This window comes from Enterobacter cloacae complex sp. 385G4, from assembly GCF_057320665.1.
In genome coordinates this window covers 210,214-228,687 of the sequence record NZ_JBXWDD010000006.1, presented here as the reverse complement: position 1 = coordinate 228,687, position 18,474 = coordinate 210,214, and the positions used below count along the sequence as shown (strand labels likewise).

Below are 18,474 nucleotides of genomic sequence, written 5' to 3'. Positions count from 1 at the left end.
CCTGACTCTGCTCACAGGTTGACGCTGCGCGCCGGTGTAATGGCGCCGTAGTCATTCACGCTCTGCCAGGAGAGCGTACCGCCGGCCCCGGCGGGCAGCACCTGCTGAGCCGAGTTTTTCGGCGCGACCATCAGGTTTTCCAGCGTCTGACCGCCCAGCTTCAGGTTGACCAGAGTGATGTAATAGGGCGAGGCGTTGCTGACTTTGAGATGGTTCCCCACGCGCTCAAAGCGCAGCTGGGAAAGCGCCTCATCCGGCTGCATCGCCAGGTTATTCGGGCGCACAAACAGCTTGATGCGCGAAAGGATCGCCAGCTGCAGCACGTTATTATTTTCCGTTTTCGCTTTGTTCACTGACGGGATCGCCTTCACGTTCATGTAAAAGAGCGATTCGCGATCGGCGGGCAGCGCGGGCCCGGCGTAAATAATACGCAGCGTGTTTTCGCTGTCCGGCTCGCTAACGAACAGCGGCGGCGTGACGGCAAAGGTTTTTTCCTTTTGCCCGCTGGCATTTTCGATCCACGCGTTAATTAAGTAGCGTTCTTGTTTATTGCTGTTGGTGATCGCCAGCGACGTTTGCTTCGCATCCGCCGGATAAATAACGCGCGTGGCCCCCAGCGCAATACCGCCGGAAGCATTCGCGCAAGCAGAAACCATCATTAAAATAAACGATAAAAGCAGTCCTGGTTTAATTAGCATATTCATCAAAACCGTACCTTTAATAATGTGTTCGCAGGTGTTATGGATAAATCAACGTAAACCAGACATCCGACTGAATATTGCCTGGCACGAGGTGTTCGGAAATAGCGCGATAGCGGGCGCTAAAATGAAATGCGAGCTCGCTGGTATTCACGGGCAACCAGCTGACGGCCGTCGCATTCGGGATAATCTGACGCTGCTGCTCATCAAAAAGCGCCAGCCCTACGCCGCTGCTGACAGGCGTTTCACCTGGCCGCGATGTCGCCAGAAAAACCTGCGGATCTTCCGCGGGCGTCACGCCCTGAAACTGGATCCCCACGATGCGGGAGACATCCACGCTGCAGTCCAGCAGCCGCACGGTGAACGGCACATTAACCGTTGAAAAGCTGCCCACACCGGAAAATGAATTGGTTCGGTACTGCCCCATGTCGATGCGCATATTCTGGCTGTCGGGCGCCACGGCGCAGCCGCCGTTTACCAGCTCCCCACGAAGATGCACCTTGCCGCCTTCGATCACCACGGTATGCGCCGATGCCGGGCAGGCCATCGCAAGGGTTAACAGCAGTAGTGTTCCAGTCCTTGTCATCCTTCGTTCCTGGCAGTAGCGTATGACGGGCCTCGTCCCTGAGGCCTGAACATCCCTGTGCGAGGGTATTATTCGTATTTCATTACGAAGGTGGCGTCAGCGTTCGCCTGGCCTGGCTCGGTGGTTGCAGCCGTTGATTTGTAGCGCGCGGTGAATTGCAGGGTGTTAGTCCCTTTAATCAGGTCTTTCGCGGCAGAGAAGGTGGCACCGTCCGGGGTCAGCACGCTGGATTTGCTATCGAGGATCTCGATACCCACGCCTTTCGCGGTGTTGTCGTTGTTACCGGACGTCACGGCCAGCAGGGTTTTGTCGGTCGCGTCGATCTGGCCGGTGAAAGCAACGGCAGCGGTTTTCGCAACCAGCGGATCGCAGTCATTCAGTTCAATGTTGAACGGAATATTAGAGGTGGTGTCGCCCACTTTGGTGAATTTCGCGGTACGATACTGACCGAGATTAACCGTCTGCTCGGAAGAATCGGTATTTACTGAACAAGCAGCATTAACCAGTTCACCTTTAAAATGCACGGTACCGCCATTTACGGTAACCGGCGTAACGGGATCGGCTGCATTAGCGGCACCCGCGACCAGGGCCAGTGTTGCAATAACAGAAGAAGCAATGTTGCTGAGTTTCATGTCTATTCCTTTAAAATGTAAATAACCCTTCCCGCGAAAAATCGGGAATAAGAAATACGTTCAATTGCATAATTGAAAACTTATTTCGGAGGAGACAAAGTAGCTCAGGATGTAATTTTTAAATATGTCAAAACACTGCCATTTCGCCAGGTCACATCCTAATCCCGTCTAAGAAATTGACCATCACTTAAGAAGGGTTTTTGCGCCTCACGGATGAAAACTCGTAAAGGGTGACTGACAGCGGCGCTCGCTTCTGACAAAATACAGGCAATCCCCCCTTTTAAACGTTACAGACGGAATCTTCTCTCTGATGGCAGCAAAGATTATTGACGGTAAAACGATTGCGCAGCAGGTGCGCTCTGAGGTCGCGGAAAAAGTGAAGGCGCGTAAAGCCGCCGGAAAACGCGCTCCCGGGCTGGCCGTTGTGCTGGTTGGCAGCAACCCGGCATCACAGATTTATGTCGGCAGCAAACGCAAAGCGTGTGAAGAGGTGGGGTTCGTCTCCCGCTCTTACGATTTGCCGGAAACCACCAGCGAAGCGGAACTGCTGGAACTTATTGACACCCTGAATGCCGATAAAGAGATCGACGGCATTCTGGTTCAGCTGCCGCTGCCTGCGGGCATCGACAACGTGAAGGTGCTGGAGCGTATCGCGCCAGATAAAGACGTCGACGGTTTCCATCCGTACAACGTGGGCCGCCTGTGCCAGCGCGCGCCGCGTCTGCGCCCGTGCACCCCGCGCGGCATCGTGACGCTGCTGGAGCGTTATAACATCGACACCTACGGCCTGAACGCCGTGGTCATCGGCGCGTCCAATATCGTGGGCCGTCCGATGAGCATGGAGCTGCTGCTGGCCGGCTGCACCACCACCGTGACCCACCGCTTTACCAAAAACCTGCGTCACCACGTTGAAAACGCCGATCTGCTGATCGTCGCGGTCGGCAAGCCGGGCTTTATTCCGGGCGAGTGGATCAAAGAGGGCGCGATTGTCGTGGACGTCGGGATTAACCGTCTGGAAAACGGCAAAGTAGTCGGCGACGTGGTGTATGAAGATGCCGCGGCTCGCGCCTCTTACATTACGCCAGTGCCGGGCGGCGTTGGCCCGATGACTGTAGCAACGCTGATTCAGAATACTTTGCAGGCATGCGAAGAGTACCACGATGTAGAGGAAGCATAAGATGGCCACATTTTCATTAGGCAAACACCCGCACGTTGAGCTGTGCGATCTGCTCAAGCTCGAAGGCTGGAGCGAAAGCGGCGCGCAGGCGAAAATCGTTATCGCCGACGGGCAGGTGAAAGTAGACGGCGTGGTGGAAACCCGCAAGCGCTGCAAGATTGTCGCCGGCCAGACCGTGAGTTTTGAAGGGCAGAGCGTGACCGTAACGGCGTAAGCCGTTTGTTGCCCGGTGGCGCTGCGCTTACCGGGCCTACGTACTGTCTCCGTTTGTAGGCCGGGTAAGGCGAAGCCGCCACCCGGCAATTTCTATCTCTATCCCCTCACACCCATCACGGTTATTTATCGATCAACTTCAAATAATCACTATTTCATCTGTTGAAAGGTGAGATTTCAGTTGCGCGTTTTTCACTCTTTCCCCACGATAAGTAGAACGTTCTACTAAAACGTTCTACTTACAATAACAGCGCTTAAAAAGCGCTACTCGGGGGAAATCAGCATGAGTCTGATATCAGGGTTTGTTAAATCGCTGTCTAAGTTATCGATGATTGGTCGCGCCTTAATGCTGCCAATTTCACTGCTTCCCGCTGCGGGCCTGCTGCTGGCCTTCGGCGATAAGTTCCACCTGCCGCTGATGATGAACGCTGGCGGGGTTATCTTTGATAACCTGCCGATGCTGTTTGCCATCGGCTCTGCTGTAGGTCTGGCCTCGGAATCCGGCATTGCAGCACTCTCGGCGGCGGTGTCGGTGTTTGTCACTAACATCACCATCAGTACCGTATTAAGCATTACGCCGGAAATGGCCTCACAGGGCGGAAAATATGCCATGGTGGTCGGCATCCCGACGCTGCAGATGGGCGTCTTCGGCGGGCTTATCTGCGGCATTCTCGCAGCCTGGTGCTACAACCGCTTCCACACCATGCAGCTCCCGGAGTTCCTGGGCTTCTTCTCCGGGAAGCGCTTTGTGGCGATCGCCACGGCGTTCCTCTCTTTCCTGATGGGGCTGCTGCTACCGTACGTCTGGCAGCATATTCAGGCCGGTATCGACGCGCTCTCCGTGATCGTAAACGGTGATAACCAGGCGGCATCAACCTTTATCTTCGGGCTGGTGGAGCGCGCGCTGATCCCGCTCGGCCTGCACCACATCTGGTATCCGTCCTTCTGGTATTCGTTCGGGGATTACACCACCCAGGCGGGCCAGGTGATCCACGGTGACCAGACCATCTGGTTCAAAATGCTCGAAGAGGGGGTGAAATCCTTCAGCAGCGACACCTACCAGAACGCCGGTAAGTTCATGCAGGGCGAATTCCCGCTGATGCTGTTCGCGCTGCCCGCGGCATGCCTGGCGATGTACCACGAAGCGCATACGAAGAATAAGAAAATCGCGGCCGGTATTCTCTTCTCCGCTGCCCTCACCTGCTTCCTGACGGGGATCACCGAGCCGGTAGAGTTCACCTTTATCTTCGTGGCGCCGATTCTGTACGTCTTCAACGCCATCATGGCGGGCCTGGCGTACATGACCATGTACCTGCTGCACGCGCATATCGCCAAATCGTTCTCGGCGGGCTTTATCGACTACCTGTCGTTCGGGATCCTGCCGTCGTTTAACGGCTATCAGACCAACTTCCTGAGTGCCATTATCATCGGCATTCCGATGGCGCTGATTTACTACTTCACGTTCCGCTTCGTGATCCGTCGCTTCGACGTGAAAACGCCGGGCCGTACGGAGGTGACCGCCAGCGCGAATGACAAGTCCGATTCCGAACTTGCCACCGAAATCATCGGCCTGCTGGGCGGCGCGCAGAACATTGACTCCGTCGGCTCATGCATCACCCGCCTGCGTCTGGAAGTGGCGAAGAGCGATGCGGTGGACAGGGACGGACTGAACGGGCTCGGCGCGCGCGGCGTGGTCTTCGTCGGCGACAACGGGATCCAGGTGATTTTCGGTGCCAGAGCACAGTTTATCGCCCAGACCATGTCCACCATGATCGGCAAATAATAAGATGCCTGAACGACACGTCTCCTGTACGCTGGGAGACGTGTCTTATCCGGCTGATAATCGGTAAATTTCAGGGAGCGGTTTTGAAGAAAGTCAGCATCATTGATGTCGCAAAGCACGCGGGCGTCTCGGTCTCTACCGTGTCGCTGGTGCTACGTCAGAAAGGGAAAATCTCAGAGGCGACGATCGAGAAGGTCAATGCCGCCATCACGACGCTGGGCTATGTTCATAACGTTGCCGCTGCCAACCTCCGCGCCAACACCTCCAATCTTATCGGCCTGATCCTGCGCGACTTCAGCGACAGCTTTTCCATCAAGGTGATGGCGAGCATCGTTCAGGAGCTGGAGAAGCAGGGTTATATGGTGTTTCTCGGCCAGCCGCTGAACGACCAGGAACATCTGGAACGGACCCTGCTGTCGTTTAAGCAGCAGGGCGTCGCGGGCGTTATTTATCTGGCGTCTGACACCCGTAACGCCGCTTTACCGGAGCAGATCCGCCAGTGCCCGCTGCCGCTGGTGGCGGTCTCGCAGTCTCTGCTGGACGAAAAATGCAATCTGGTCATGCGCGATAATCGCCAGGCGGCGAACCTGGCCGCACGCTATCTTATCGAACGCGGACACCGCACGATCGCCTACATTGGCGGGCGCGAGGGCTGTCTTATTCGCGAGCAGCGCCTGCTCGGCTTTCGCAGCGCGATGACGCAAAACGGGCTGGTCTGGCGCGATGATTATTCACCGGCCTGCAGCGACGACACCCAGGCCGCCGCGATGGCAACGCGCCAGCTGCTGGAGAAAAACAGCTCCATCACCGCCCTGCTTTGCCACTCCCCGGATGCGATGATCGGCTCCATTTCCGGCATTCATCAGGTGGGCCGCACCGTGGGGAAAGACGTGTTCCTGACCCAGCAGGTGGCGCTGATCGGTTTTGAAGATATGCTCCACGTCAACCTCACCTCCCCTTCCTTCACCTACGTCTCTTCGGCCAGCGATGAAACAGGACGACAGGCGGCGGGGCTGATTATCCGCAAGCTTAAGGAGCCGGATCTGCAAACCCAGCGCATTACGCTGTCCGGGCAGCTTATCGCCCGCGAGTCGGCGTAAAATCAGAATTTGACACAGGTTTGCTGCAGCGAATTCGCTGCTATATTGCTGTGATTTGCCATGGATAATTGCAATGCCTACCGTTATCACTCACGCTGCTGTTCCCCTTTGCCTGGGCTTAGGTCTGGGAACGAAAGTCATCCCTCCCCGCCTGCTGTTTGCCGGGATCGTGCTCGCCATGCTGCCGGACGCCGACGTGCTGGCGTTCAAATTCGGCGTCGCCTACGGGAATATTATCGGCCACCGCGGCTTTACCCATTCGCTGCTGTTTGCCTTTGCGGTACCGATACTCTGCGTGCTGATTGGCCGACGATGGTTCCGGGCCAGCCTGACGCGCTGCTGGCTGTTCTTAACCGTTTCACTGCTGTCGCACAGCCTGCTGGATTCCGTTACCACCGGCGGAAAAGGCGTCGGCTGGCTGTGGCCGTGGTCAGACGAGCGCTTCTTTGCGCCGTGGCAGGTGATTAAGGTCGCGCCGTTTGCGCTGTCGCGCTACGCCACGCCGTACGGGCATGAGGTCATTACCTCGGAACTGCTGTGGGTGTGGCTGCCGGGGGTGGTGCTGATGGGGATGTTGTGGTGGAAAAGAAGGTAAAAAAAGCCGGGTGGCGGCTGCGCCTTACCCGGCCTACTTTTACCCGTAGGCCCGGTAAGCGTTAGCGCCACCGGGCGTTACAGACTTACTTACGACGCCAGGTCGTCCCCTGCGGGCCGTCTTCCAGAATGATCCCCATCTCGGTCAGACGGTTACGCGCCGCATCCGCCGCCGCCCAGTCTTTGGCCTGACGCGCTTCCAGACGCGCTTTAATCAGCGCTTCAATCTCCGCCACTTCACCGTCGTCCGCCTGCGCACCGCTCTGCAGGAACGCGTCCGGCTCCTGCTCCAGCAGGCCGAGCACGGAAGAGAGCTTACGCAGATGAGATGCCAGCGCATTCGCCGCCGCCATGTCCTCTGACTTCAGGCGGTTCACTTCGCGCGCCATGTCGAACAGTACGGAGTAGGCTTCCGGGGTGTTGAAGTCATCGTTCATCACCTCAACGAAGCGCGCTTCGAACGCTTCGCCGCCCGCCGCAGGCACAGATTTGTCGGTGCCACGCAGCGCGGTGTACAGACGCTCCAGCGCCGAGCGCGCCTGCTTCAGGTTCTCTTCGCTGTAGTTCAACTGGCTACGATAGTGGCCAGACATCAGGAAGTAGCGCACGGTTTCCGCGTCGTAATACTTCAGCACGTCGCGCACGGTGAAGAAGTTGCCCAGCGATTTCGACATCTTCTCGCGGTCAACCATCACCATCCCGGAGTGCATCCAGTAGTTAACATACTCGCCGCCGTGGGCGCAGGTGGACTGCGCAATTTCGTTTTCGTGGTGCGGGAACATTAGATCCGAACCGCCGCCGTGAATGTCGAAATGGTTGCCCAGCTGCTTGCAGTTCATCGCTGAACATTCAATGTGCCAGCCCGGACGGCCTTCGCCCCACGGGGATGGCCAGCTTGGTTCACCCTCTTTGGACATCTTCCATAGCACGAAGTCCATCGGGTTACGCTTCACGTCCACCACGTCCACGCGCGCGCCGGCCTGCAGCTGGTCCAGGTCCTGACGGGAAAGCGCGCCGTAGGTTGGGTCCGTCGGCACGGAGAACATCACGTCGCCGTTTTCCGCTACGTACGCATGACCGCGTTCGATCAGCTTTTCGGTGATCTCGATAATTTCGTGGATATGGTGGGTCGCACGCGGCTCGCTGTCCGGACGCAGAATATTTAAGGCGTCAAAATCTTTGTGCATCTCAACGATCATGCGATCCACCAGCGCAACAAAGCTTTCACCGTTTTCATTAGCGCGCTTGATGATTTTGTCGTCGATGTCGGTGATGTTACGCACGTACTTCAGGTTATAGCCCAGGAAGCGCAGGTAGCGAGAGACCACGTCGAACGCGACAAAGGTACGGCCATGGCCGATATGACAGAGATCGTAAACCGTAATACCACACACGTACATGCCGACTTCCCCGGCATGGATAGGTTTAAATTCCTCTTTCTGGCGCGTCATTGTATTAAAGATTTTTAACATCGAAGATTCCATGTAAACACGTGTGTGAGTTGTTTGTTCCATATAATACCCATAATTCGGAATAGGATCAGCACACAATGCAAGGTGATCGCGTCCTGTGGTTATGCTATAACAAGCCCCTATATATGACCCGAAGGCGGGTCGACGTACCACAATAACGGAACAGGATGCAAAAATGGTTACTTTCCACACTAATCATGGCGATATCGTAATCAAGACCTTTGATGACAAAGCGCCTGAAACAGTTAAAAACTTCCTGGACTACTGCCGCGAAGGTTTCTACAACAACACTATTTTCCACCGCGTGATCAACGGCTTTATGATCCAGGGCGGCGGTTTTGAGCCTGGCATGCGCCAGAAAGAGACCAAAGAAGCGATCAAAAACGAAGCGAACAACGGCCTGAAAAACACCCGCGGTACGCTGGCAATGGCCCGTACTCAGGCACCACACTCTGCCACCGCGCAGTTCTTCATCAACGTAGCGGACAACGACTTCCTGAACTTCTCCGGCGAAAGCCTGCAGGGTTGGGGCTACTGCGTGTTCGCAGAAGTGGTTGAAGGTATGGACGTGGTCGACAAGATCAAAGCCGTCTCTACCGGCCGCAGCGGCATGCACCAGGACGTTCCTAAAGAAGACGTTGTGATTACAAGCGTGACCGTCAGCGAGTAATTCGTGGCGACACTCTTTATTGCGGATCTGCATCTGCAAACAGAAGAACCGGCGATAACCGCCGGTTTTCTGCGTTTTTTACGCGGTGAAGCGAAAGGCGCCGATGCGCTGTACATCCTGGGCGATCTGTTTGAAGCATGGATTGGCGACGACGATCCTAACCCGCTGCATCGTGAAATGGCTGCCGCCATTAAAACGCTGGTAGATTCTGGCGTCCCCTGCTACTTCATTCACGGCAACCGTGATTTCCTGCTCGGCAAGCGCTACGCCCGCGAAAGCGGTATGACGCTGCTGCCGGAAGAACAGGTGCTCGATCTCTATGGCCGCAAGGTACTGATCATGCACGGCGACACACTCTGCACCGACGATACCGGCTACCTGGCGTTTCGCGCCAAGGTCCACACCCCGTGGATCCAGAAGGTGTTCCTTGCCCTGCCGCTGTTTATCCGCAACCGCATCGCCGCCAGAATGCGTGCGGGCAGCAAAGCCGCCAATAGCAGCAAATCTCTGACCATCATGGACGTTAACCCGCAAGCTGTGGTGAGCGTGATGGAAAAGCATGGCGTTCAGTGGCTGATCCACGGTCATACCCATCGCCCGGACGTGCATTCTCTGAGCGTCAACGGTGAACCGGCCCATCGCGTGGTATTGGGCGCATGGCATACTGAGGGTTCGATGGTCAAAGTCACCCCGGAAGGTGTCGAACTGATCGCTTTTCCGTTTTAACGTTTTCTCGTCGTTTCGCTTGTTTCTCAGCCACGCAACCGTTTTCCTTGCCCGTATAACATGCTATTCTCTGTGCCCTCGAAAGCAGTGTGTTTCGCACCACAGGAGTTTTAAGACGCATGTCTTCCCGCAATAATCCGGCGCGTGTCGCCATCGTGATGGGGTCCAAAAGCGACTGGGCTACCATGCAGTTCGCCGCCGAAATCTTTGAAATCCTGAATGTTCCGCACCACGTTGAAGTGGTTTCCGCACACCGTACGCCGGACAAACTGTTCAGCTTCGCCGAAAGCGCCGAAGAGAACGGGTATGAGGTGATTATTGCCGGTGCGGGCGGCGCAGCACATCTGCCGGGCATGATTGCCGCCAAAACGCTGGTGCCGGTTCTGGGCGTCCCTGTTCAAAGCGCCGCGTTAAGCGGTGTCGATAGCCTCTACTCCATCGTCCAGATGCCGCGCGGTATTCCTGTCGGTACGCTGGCAATTGGCAAAGCGGGCGCGGCGAACGCCGCCCTGCTGGCCGCGCAAATTCTTGCAACGCACGACAAAGATTTACACCAACGCCTAGCGGAGTGGCGTAAAGCCCAGACCGACGAGGTGCTGGATAATCCGGACCCGCGGGGTGCGGCATGAAGCAGGTTTGCGTCCTCGGCAACGGCCAGCTGGGCCGCATGCTGCGTCAGGCTGGCGAACCGTTGGGGATTGCCGTCTGGCCCGTCGGGCTGGACGCCGAGCCGGAAGCGGTGCCGTTCCATCAGAGCGTAATCACCGCCGAAATTGAACGCTGGCCGGAAACCGCCCTGACCCGCGAGCTGGCGCGCCATAACGCCTTTGTGAACCGCGACGTGTTCCCGATCATTGCCGACCGTCTGACGCAGAAGCAGCTGTTCGACAAGCTGGGCCTCGCAACCGCCCCGTGGCAGCTGTTGTCTGATAAAAGCGAGTGGAATGACGTCTTCGCCATGCTGGGCGAACTGGCGATCGTGAAGCGCCGCGTGGGTGGCTACGACGGCCGCGGCCAGTGGCGCCTGCGCGCAGGCGACACCGCCGAGCTGCCGGACGACTGCTACGGCGAGTGCATCGTTGAGCAGGGCATCAACTTCAGCGGCGAAGTGTCGCTGGTTGGCGCACGCGGGCACGATGGCCGCACGGTGTTTTACCCGCTGACGCATAACCTGCATCAGGACGGCATTCTGCGCACCAGCGTCGCCTTCCCGCACGCCAATGCCGACCAGCAGGCGCAGGCGGAAGAGATGCTTTCTGCCATCATGCACGAGCTGGACTACGTGGGCGTGATGGCGATGGAGTGCTTCGTCACGCCGTCGGGCCTGCTGATCAACGAGCTGGCGCCGCGCGTGCACAACAGCGGCCACTGGACGCAAAACGGCGCCTCCATCAGCCAGTTCGAACTGCACCTGCGTGCCATCACCGACCTGCCGCTGCCACAGCCCGTCGTTAACAGCCCGTCGGTGATGATAAACCTGATCGGGACCGATCTGAACTACGACTGGCTGAAGCTGCCGCTGGTGCATCTGCACTGGTATGACAAAGAGGTTCGCGCGGGTCGTAAAGTGGGTCATCTCAACCTGAACGACAGCGATACCGACCGCCTGAGCGCCACCCTGGAGGCGATCGTTCCTCTCCTGCCGCCAGAATACGCGAGCGGAATTGTCTGGGCACAGTCAAAGCTCAAGTAAGACATCTGCGCCGGGGAGTTGACCTTCCCCTTCCCCGGCGTACAATCCCCGCCCATTGCTGCTGAGTTTTCTTCTGGAATCACCATGAACGATGGAACGGACTATCGCGCGATCCTCGCGTCTGATACCCCTTTAATCGACGTTCGCGCGCCGATCGAATTTGCCCAGGGTGCGATGCCCGCCGCACTCAACCTGCCCTTAATGAACGACGACGAGCGTGCCGCCGTCGGTACCTGCTATAAGCGCCAGGGACCCGACGCCGCGCTGGCGCTCGGCCATAGCCTGGTGAGCGGCGAGACGCGGGAGGCGCGCATTAACGCCTGGCGTGAAGCCAGCCTTGCGCACCCCGAGGGCTATCTCTGCTGCGCGCGCGGCGGTCAGCGCTCGCATATCTCTCAGGCCTGGCTGAAAGAGGCTGGCATCGACTACCCGCTGATCCGCGGCGGCTATAAGGCCCTGCGCCAGACGGCAATTCAGGTCACCATTGAGCAGTCGCAAAAGCCGATGGTGCTTATTGGCGGCTGTACCGGCAACGGTAAAACGCTGCTGGTGAAGCAGCACGCGCAGGGCATCGATCTGGAAGGGCTGGCGCACCATCGCGGCTCGTCGTTTGGCCGCACGCTTACGCCGCAGCTTTCCCAGGCGAGCTTTGAGAATCACCTTGCGGTTGAGCTTTTGAAAAAAGACGCCGCGCGCTGGGTGCTGGAGGACGAGGGCCGGATGATTGGCTCCAACCACCTGCCGGAGTGCCTGCGCGACCGCATGGTTGACGCCCCTATCGTTGTCGTCGAAGACCCGTTTGAAACCCGTCTTGAGCGCCTGCGCGAAGAGTATTTTGACCACATGTGGGCGGATTTTACTGCCGCGTACGGTGAGGAGGCGGGCTGGAAGGAGTACAGCGAGTACCTGCACCACGGCCTGTTTGCCATTCGCCGTCGGCTTGGGCTACAGCGTTTTGCGGAATTTACGGCGCTACTGGACGCGGCACTTGCCGAACAACAGCGAACGGGCAGCACCGACGCGCACTTCAGCTGGCTTGTACCGCTGCTGAAGGACTATTACGACCCGATGTACGGCTATCAGCTGGAGAAAAAGGCGGAGAAGATTGTCTATCGCGGGACGTACGGCGAGGTCGCTGACTGGCTTAACCGCTAAAAGAAAGCCGGGTGGCGAGGTAAAAGCAAAACGGCAACCTGGTTGCCGTTTTTGATGTTTGTTCCCTCTCCCGGTGGGAGAGGGTCAGGGTGAGGGCATCAGCCCGCAACCTACAAGACCGCTTAGAAGTCGTAACGAAGACGCACCAGGTTCATGTCGCCCAGGTTGTCGGTGCTGGAGGTGAACACGTGTTCGTAATCCACGCGGAAACCGTAATCCAGCTGGAAGCTGATACCCACGCCGTTGTCGATGCGCTGGTAGTTACGGCCGTTCACGTACTCGATGCGGTCACCCATGAAGTAAGGCTGGATGGATTTCACCGCGTACTGACCGATTGGGAATTTGTACCCTGCGAAGTATTCAATACCCCACGCGTCGCCCGCAAAGTAGTCGTTAACAGACACTTTTTTGGTGGTCAGGAAGTTCTGGTACCAGCCGCCGCCAGCGGAGAAGGTCCAGTTGTCCGGCGTCCAGCTCAGCGCAGTACCGACAATATTCTGGTCGTAGGATTTGCTGTCGCCGTTGTCCGGATTACGCATGTCCGCACGGGTGTAGTTCCACGCAGCGCCCCAGGTCAGATCGGTGGTCAAGTGGTAATCGATACCCAGTGAGCCGCCACCTTTCCGCTTGTAGCGCAGGCCGTTGCCCGGCAGGTATTCGCTGTCTTCAAACAGGTAGGATGCATAGATGTCCGCATCGCCCACGGTTTTCTTATATTTCAGCATCTGGCGTGAACGGTAAGAGCCGTCGTAGTCGCCGTTGATCCCGTTACCCGGCGCCTGGCCGATCATGTCGTAGTCCCAGATATCGGTTTTCGCGCCCACCACATCATAGTAAACGCTGTTCTGCTGGCCGAAGGTCAGCGTACCCCAGGTATCGCTCTTCAGGCCGGTGTAGAGCATACGGCGTGAGGTGTCGTGCGCGCCGTCGGCGTAGTGGTTATCCCAGTTAAACTGCGCCGGAATGTTCACACCAAGCTCGTAGTAGCTGATCCAGCTGATGTCATCGAACAGGTAGTAGTCTGCCGCGAAACGGAAGCGGGTACCGCCGTCAAAGCCGTTACGCTTGTAGCCGTTTTTGCCGTCATCGCCGGTCATGTTCTGGAATTGCGGACGAATGCTGCCGCCAACGGTGAAGTTCAGGCGGCTCAGCGGGTTACCCGCCTGAGGATCCTGCTTAAGTACGGTGATTTCTGCCTGAGATGCAAAAGTAGTCAATGCCACTGCCGCGCCGATCGTTGCCGCCAGCGCTGATTTTTTTATAGTCATTATTTTTCCTTAATAGACACGCTGCTAAATATTTAGCTGGTGAATATTAACCGGAAATTTTCGGGCTGTGTGGGCGGGTTTTTAATGTTTTGTGCTACTAAATGCGTTGGCATTATCACTTTGTGCTATTTAAGCATTGCGCACCGGCATAAAAAACCGGTGCGTAATTATTACCATGCCAAATCAATTCACAAACTGCCGGAACAGGGCCTTGCCCTTTAACAATCGCGCCCCGAGCCAGCCCCCGCAGAGGGAGAGAAGCACCGCGCCGCAGAGAGGGAGTACTAGCCAGAGACGCCAGTCAGGCTCCCACGGGAAGTCGAAGACCTTTGTCTGCAGCACCGCCAACGCCGTCTCCGCGCCAATCGCCGCGACCAGACCCGCCACCAGCCCAAGCAGCGCAAACTCGCTCCAGAGCGTCGCCCGCAGCAGCCGCTTACTCGCGCCGAGCGTGCGGTAGACTATCAGTTCCTGATGACGCTGGCGCATGCCCACCTGCACCTGAGCCAGCAGCAGCAATATGCCGCAGATTGTCACCAGCACCACCATCACCTCCAGCGCGCGGCTCACCTGCTCCAGCACCTGACCGACCTGTTTGAGGATCGCGCCAATATCCAGCAGGCTCACCGTCGGGAACTCCCGGTTAAGCTGCGTCAGCATGCCGTTGCCGTTTTCCCAGCGGAAGCTGGTCAGCCAGCTCTGCGGCTGCCCGTCCAGCGCGCCCGGCGGGAAGATGAAGAAGAAGTTTGGCCGCAGGCTTTCCCAGTCCACTTTACGGAGGCTGGTGACTTTGGCGGTAAAATCCTGGGTATCACCGGTGAAGGTCACGCTGTCCCCGAGCTTCACGTTCAGGCGCGTCGCCAGCCCCTCTTCCATCGACACCTCTCCCGCTTTCGGCGGCCAGCTACCGGCGGTAATCGGGTTATGGTCGGGACGTTTCTCCTGCCAGGTCAGGTTGAGTTCGCGGTTAAGCGACTCGTCCTTGTTCCCCTCGGTTGACTGGCCGTTGATCTGCGTCAGACGCGCACGGACGATGGGATAGAACGACTCGGGAATAATGTGATGCTCCGACAGGAAGCCCTTCAGCGGCGTCACCTGTTCCGGTGCGATGTTGATCAGGAAATAGTTCGGGCTTTCCGGCGGAAGCTGCTGCTGCCAGCGATCCAGCAGATCTCCGCGAAGCACGAGAAGCAGCGCCAGCAACATAAACGACAGCGAAAAGGCCGACAGCTGGCTGAGCGTTGACCAGGGCTGATGCAGCAGGCGGTTGACCGCCAGCCGCACAGGCAGGGATTTTACCGTCAGCCTTTTCAGGACGTTGAGCAGTATCCAGCCCAGCACGCCGCACAGCAGCGCCAGTACCACCGCGCCGGCCAGCACGGCCCACAGCAGGGTGCTGCCGCCCATCAGCCAGGCCAGCAGCCCGACCGCAACAGCAATAATCGCCGGAAGATAGAACTTCAGCGGCCAGACGTTCGCCACCACATCATTGCGCAGCACCCGCAGCGGCTGCGTCGCGAGCAGCAGGCGGTACGGGCGCAGCCCCACCAGCACCGAGATCACCGTCATCGCGCCCATCGCCCACAGCCACGGCCAGAGGCTTGCCGGGGGCAAGGCGGCCGGCAGCACCGGTTTCAGCATCACCATCAGCAGTTTTTCAAACAGCAGGCCTATTATTCCGCCGGTAAGCGCAGAGAGGGCCAGCAGCATCAGCCACTGGCCGACGATCAGCTTGCGCAGCTGCGCCCGCCCCGCGCCGAGGGTTTTAAGGATCGCCACCAGGTCGTAGCGGCTGCGGCAGTAGTGCCCCATCGCCACGGCAACCGCCGCCACCGCCAGCAGCAGGGTTAACAGCGCCGACAGCAGCAGGAACTGTTGGGAACGTTCGAGGGATTTGCCGAGCGCCCCTTCGTCCTGCTCCAGCCCGTACCAGCGGTGTTCCGGCTTGAGCTGCGGCAGAAGCCATTTTTCATACGCCTCCAGCTGCGCGGACGTGCCGCCAAACTTGTAGCGCCAGGTGACGCGGCTTCCCGGCTGGACGGCGTTGGTTTTAGCGACATCAGCGGTGTTCATCAGCAGGCGCGGCGCGAGCTGGAACGGGTTAAAGCCGGAGTCCGGCTCCTGCACCACTTCCCCGGCGATTTTCAGCGTGGCATCGCCAACGTCAATACTGTCGCCGGGTTTCAGGTTGAGAAGTGCCATCAGGCGCGATGCCAGCAGCACCGTGCCGGGCGTCGGCTTTAGCCCCGGCGGGCTGGTTTGTAATTCCCCGTACATCGGGTAGATGTCATCCACGGCCTTCACGCTGGCGAGCTGCGGGGTGTCCCCCGCGAAGGTCATGGTCTGGAAGGTGAGCTGCTCCCCCACCTTTAGCCCTTCCTTGCGCGCTTCCTCAATCCAGCCAGGCGGCACAGGACGCGAGCTTTGCAGCGCCCGGTCCCCGGCCATAAATTCGCGGCTCTGCTGGCTGAGCCCTTTTTCCATACGGTCGCTGACGCTGCCGAGCGCCAGCACGCAGGCCACCGCCAGGCTTAACGCCAGCCAGACAATCAGCAGCGAGGGCGAGCGCCATTCGCGCCAGAACCAGCGGGCGATCATGCTTCCTCCTGAAGAATACCGTTCACCAGCCGCAGGCGGCGGTCGCAGCGGGCGGCCAGCTGCGGATCGTGGGTCACGAGGATCAGCGTGGTGCCATGTTCGCGGTTAAGCGAAAACAGCAGATCAGCAATTTTGTCGCCGGTTTTACGGTCAAGGTTGCCGGTGGGTTCATCGGCAAACAGCACTTCCGGGCGGCCATTAAACGCCCGCGCCAGCGCCACGCGCTGCTGCTCGCCGCCGGAAAGCTGTGCCGGAAGATGGTCGAGGCGCTTGCCCAGGCCGAGCTGTTCCAGCAGCGCCTTCGCATGCGTGCGGCTTTCGCGACTCTTTTCGCCGCGCAGCAGCGCCGGGAGCTCGACGTTTTCCAGCGCGTTCAGGGTCGGGATCAGCATAAAAGACTGAAAGACAAAACCGATATGCCGCGCGCGCAGCGCGGCTCGCGCCTCTTCATCAAGCTGGTGCAGCGGTTGCCCGACCAGGTGGACTTCGCCGCTGCTGCCGTCGTCCAGACCGGCCAGAATCGCCAGCAGCGTAGACTTGCCGGAACCGGATTCGCCAATCAGCGCGATGGTTTCGGCGCGTTTGACAACGAGTTCAACTCCGGTAAGGATTGAAAGCTCCTGCTCCCCCTGACCGACGGACTTCTTAAGACGATGAACTTCAACACTGTTTTCCGCTGGCATTTGCCCTTCCTGTTTTTGATGCTGATGACCTTCCGCGCGGCGGCAGCGGACACGTTACTGATTCTTGGCGACAGCCTGAGCGCGGGCTACCGCATGGCGGCCAGCGCGGCCTGGCCGGCTCTGCTCAATGACAAATGGCAAAGCAAGACGACCGTTATCAACGGCAGCATCAGCGGCGATACCTCGCAGCAGGGTCTGTCGCGCCTGCCTGCGCTGCTTAAGCAGCATCAACCGCGCTGGGTGCTGGTTGAGCTTGGCGGTAATGACGGCCTGCGTGGCTTCCAGCCGCAGCAAACCGAGCAAACGCTGCGCACCATTTTGCAGGACATCAAGGCGGCAAACGCCCAGCCGCTGCTGATGCAAATTCGCCTGCCCGCCAACTACGGTCGTCGGTATAATGAAGCCTTTAGCGCGATCTACCCTAAGCTTGCCAAAGAGTTTGATATTCCGCTCCTGCCATTTTTCATGGAAGAGGTCTATCTCAAACCTCAGTGGATGCAGGACGACGGTATCCACCCCAATCGCGATGCGCAGCCGTTTATTGCCGACTGGATGGCAACGCGGTTGGCTCCTTTAGTTAAACATGACTCGTAATTCAGCGGAGTTCCTGACAGGTAAAGTTATGCAAAAATCGGTCTTAATTACAGGATGTTCCAGCGGAATCGGCCTTGAAAGCGCGCTTGAACTAAAGCGCCAGGGATTTAGGGTGCTGGCAGCGTGCCGCAAGCCTGACGATGTCGAACGCATGAACGGGCTGGGCTTTACCGGCATACAGTTGGATATGGACTCGCCGGAGAGCGTTGAACGCGCCGCCGACGAGGTGATAGCCCTGACCGAAGGCCGTCTGTACGGTCTCTTTAATAATGCCGGTTACGGCGTGTATGGCCCGCTGGATACGCTCTCGCGCGAAACGCTGGAGAAGCAGTTTTCAACCAATTTCTTTGGCGTCCATCAGCTCACCATGCGTCTGCTCCCGGCCATGCTGCCGCACGGCGAAGGGCGCATCGTGATGACATCGTCAGTGATGGGGCTGATTTCCACCCCGGGCCGCGGCGCCTACGCCGCCAGCAAATATGCGCTGGAAGCCTGGTCCGACGCCCTGCGCATGGAGCTGCGCCACAGCGGCATCAAGGTCAGCCTGATTGAACCCGGGCCGATCCGCACCCGCTTTACCGAAAACGTGAACCAGACCCAGGCGGACAAGCCGGTCGAAAATCCCGGCATCGCCGCACGTTTTACCCTCGGGCCAGAGGCGGTGGTTGCCAAAGTGCGCCATGCTTTTGAGAGCGAGCATCCCAAAATGCGCTATCCGGTGACGCTGGTCACCCATGCCGTCGGCTGGTTAAAGCGCCTGCTGCCGGGCAGGATAATGGACAAAATTTTGCACGGCTGAGTTGAAGCGACGACGCTCATCCCCATGTAAAGA

At 58.3% G+C, this 18,474-nt stretch carries 19 protein-coding genes; 12 read left to right on the top strand and 7 right to left on the bottom strand.

The features are described from left to right. Positions 1-11 precede the first annotated feature (11 nt). From fimC to fimA, 3 genes are all read right to left on the bottom strand, one after another. Positions 12-704, bottom strand: a complete 693-nt coding sequence (fimC, locus tag AC2FAJ_RS16930; protein ID WP_028012228.1) for a type 1 fimbria chaperone FimC — start codon at positions 702-704, stop codon at positions 12-14. Positions 705-738: 34 nt separating this feature from the next. Further along, complete coding sequence (fimI, locus tag AC2FAJ_RS16925; protein ID WP_028012227.1) at positions 739-1,284, bottom strand: type 1 fimbrial protein subunit FimI; 546 nt, start codon at positions 1,282-1,284, stop codon at positions 739-741. Positions 1,285-1,352: 68 nt separating this feature from the next. Then, entirely contained in the window at positions 1,353-1,916 is a 564-nt protein-coding gene (gene fimA / locus AC2FAJ_RS16920) for a type 1 fimbrial major subunit FimA (RefSeq protein ID WP_028012226.1), read from the bottom strand. 310 nt (positions 1,917-2,226) lie between these two features. Here fimA and folD point away from each other — a divergent pair, with 310 nt between their 5' ends. The 5 genes from folD (at position 2,227) to AC2FAJ_RS16895 (ending at position 6,784) form a co-directional block, all read left to right on the top strand. Further along, the gene (folD, locus tag AC2FAJ_RS16915) at positions 2,227-3,093 is read left to right on the top strand and encodes a bifunctional methylenetetrahydrofolate dehydrogenase/methenyltetrahydrofolate cyclohydrolase FolD (protein ID WP_028012225.1); all 867 of its coding nucleotides are present in this window, start codon (positions 2,227-2,229) and stop codon (positions 3,091-3,093) included. A 1-nt stretch (position 3,094) separates the two neighbouring features. Further along, positions 3,095-3,307: a ribosome-associated protein YbcJ gene (ybcJ, locus tag AC2FAJ_RS16910; protein WP_028012224.1), complete on the top strand. Its 213-nt coding sequence runs from the start codon at positions 3,095-3,097 to the stop codon at positions 3,305-3,307. Positions 3,308-3,589: 282 nt separating this feature from the next. Further along, positions 3,590-5,089, top strand: a complete 1,500-nt coding sequence (locus tag AC2FAJ_RS16905) for a PTS transporter subunit EIIC (protein WP_028012223.1) — start codon at positions 3,590-3,592, stop codon at positions 5,087-5,089. A gap of 83 nt (positions 5,090-5,172) precedes the next feature. After that, positions 5,173-6,189: a Mal regulon transcriptional regulator MalI gene (malI, locus tag AC2FAJ_RS16900; protein ID WP_028012222.1), complete on the top strand. Its 1,017-nt coding sequence runs from the start codon at positions 5,173-5,175 to the stop codon at positions 6,187-6,189. A gap of 73 nt (positions 6,190-6,262) precedes the next feature. After that, positions 6,263-6,784 (top strand): metal-dependent hydrolase, encoded by a 522-nt coding sequence (locus AC2FAJ_RS16895; protein WP_485454335.1) that lies wholly within the window; start codon positions 6,263-6,265, stop codon positions 6,782-6,784. Positions 6,785-6,869: 85 nt separating this feature from the next. Here the strand turns inward: AC2FAJ_RS16895 and cysS are convergent, their stop codons facing one another. Next, positions 6,870-8,255, bottom strand: coding sequence for a cysteine--tRNA ligase (gene cysS, locus AC2FAJ_RS16890; RefSeq protein ID WP_041911037.1), 1,386 nt, complete (start codon positions 8,253-8,255; stop codon positions 6,870-6,872). Between the two features lie 175 nt (positions 8,256-8,430). Between cysS and ppiB the strand changes: the two genes are divergently transcribed. From ppiB to mnmH, 5 genes are all read left to right on the top strand, one after another. Then, positions 8,431-8,925 carry a peptidylprolyl isomerase B gene (gene ppiB / locus AC2FAJ_RS16885; RefSeq protein WP_000256009.1) on the top strand — a complete coding sequence of 165 codons (495 nt, stop codon included), beginning with the start codon at positions 8,431-8,433 and terminating at the stop codon, positions 8,923-8,925. A 3-nt stretch (positions 8,926-8,928) separates the two neighbouring features. After that, the gene (lpxH, locus tag AC2FAJ_RS16880) at positions 8,929-9,651 is read left to right on the top strand and encodes a UDP-2,3-diacylglucosamine diphosphatase (RefSeq protein WP_485454334.1); all 723 of its coding nucleotides are present in this window, start codon (positions 8,929-8,931) and stop codon (positions 9,649-9,651) included. Positions 9,652-9,770: 119 nt separating this feature from the next. Further along, a complete protein-coding gene (gene purE, locus AC2FAJ_RS16875) occupies positions 9,771-10,280 on the top strand; it encodes a 5-(carboxyamino)imidazole ribonucleotide mutase (protein WP_006809824.1) in 510 nt (169 codons plus the stop codon). Further along, positions 10,277-11,344 (top strand): 5-(carboxyamino)imidazole ribonucleotide synthase, encoded by a 1,068-nt coding sequence (gene purK / locus AC2FAJ_RS16870; protein WP_041911039.1) that lies wholly within the window; start codon positions 10,277-10,279, stop codon positions 11,342-11,344. Before purE ends, purK begins: the two co-directional genes overlap by 4 nt. Positions 11,345-11,428: 84 nt before the next feature. Next, the gene (mnmH, locus tag AC2FAJ_RS16865; protein WP_048957414.1) at positions 11,429-12,499 is read left to right on the top strand and encodes a tRNA 2-selenouridine(34) synthase MnmH; all 1,071 of its coding nucleotides are present in this window, start codon (positions 11,429-11,431) and stop codon (positions 12,497-12,499) included. A gap of 122 nt (positions 12,500-12,621) precedes the next feature. On the opposite strand, the gene AC2FAJ_RS16860 is transcribed toward mnmH, so the two are convergent. From AC2FAJ_RS16860 to ybbA, 3 genes are all read right to left on the bottom strand, one after another. Continuing rightward, positions 12,622-13,767 (bottom strand): porin, encoded by a 1,146-nt coding sequence (locus tag AC2FAJ_RS16860; RefSeq protein ID WP_047367634.1) that lies wholly within the window; start codon positions 13,765-13,767, stop codon positions 12,622-12,624. Between the two features lie 183 nt (positions 13,768-13,950). After that, a complete protein-coding gene (gene ybbP / locus AC2FAJ_RS16855) occupies positions 13,951-16,365 on the bottom strand; it encodes a putative ABC transporter permease subunit YbbP (protein ID WP_060573181.1) in 2,415 nt (804 codons plus the stop codon). After that, positions 16,362-17,048 carry a putative ABC transporter ATP-binding protein YbbA gene (ybbA, locus tag AC2FAJ_RS16850; RefSeq protein ID WP_041912055.1) on the bottom strand — a complete coding sequence of 229 codons (687 nt, stop codon included), beginning with the start codon at positions 17,046-17,048 and terminating at the stop codon, positions 16,362-16,364. The genes ybbP and ybbA overlap by 4 nt, the downstream gene beginning before the upstream one ends. On the opposite strand from ybbA, the gene tesA reads away from it, so the two are divergent. Together tesA and AC2FAJ_RS16840 are read left to right on the top strand one after the other, a co-directional pair. Then, positions 17,019-17,642, top strand: coding sequence for a multifunctional acyl-CoA thioesterase I/protease I/lysophospholipase L1 (gene tesA / locus AC2FAJ_RS16845; RefSeq protein ID WP_041911043.1), 624 nt, complete (start codon positions 17,019-17,021; stop codon positions 17,640-17,642). The genes ybbA and tesA overlap by 30 nt on opposite strands. Continuing rightward, positions 17,632-18,441, top strand: a complete 810-nt coding sequence (locus AC2FAJ_RS16840) for an SDR family oxidoreductase (RefSeq protein ID WP_102863616.1) — start codon at positions 17,632-17,634, stop codon at positions 18,439-18,441. The genes tesA and AC2FAJ_RS16840 overlap by 11 nt, the downstream gene beginning before the upstream one ends. Positions 18,442-18,474: the final 33 nt, after the last annotated feature.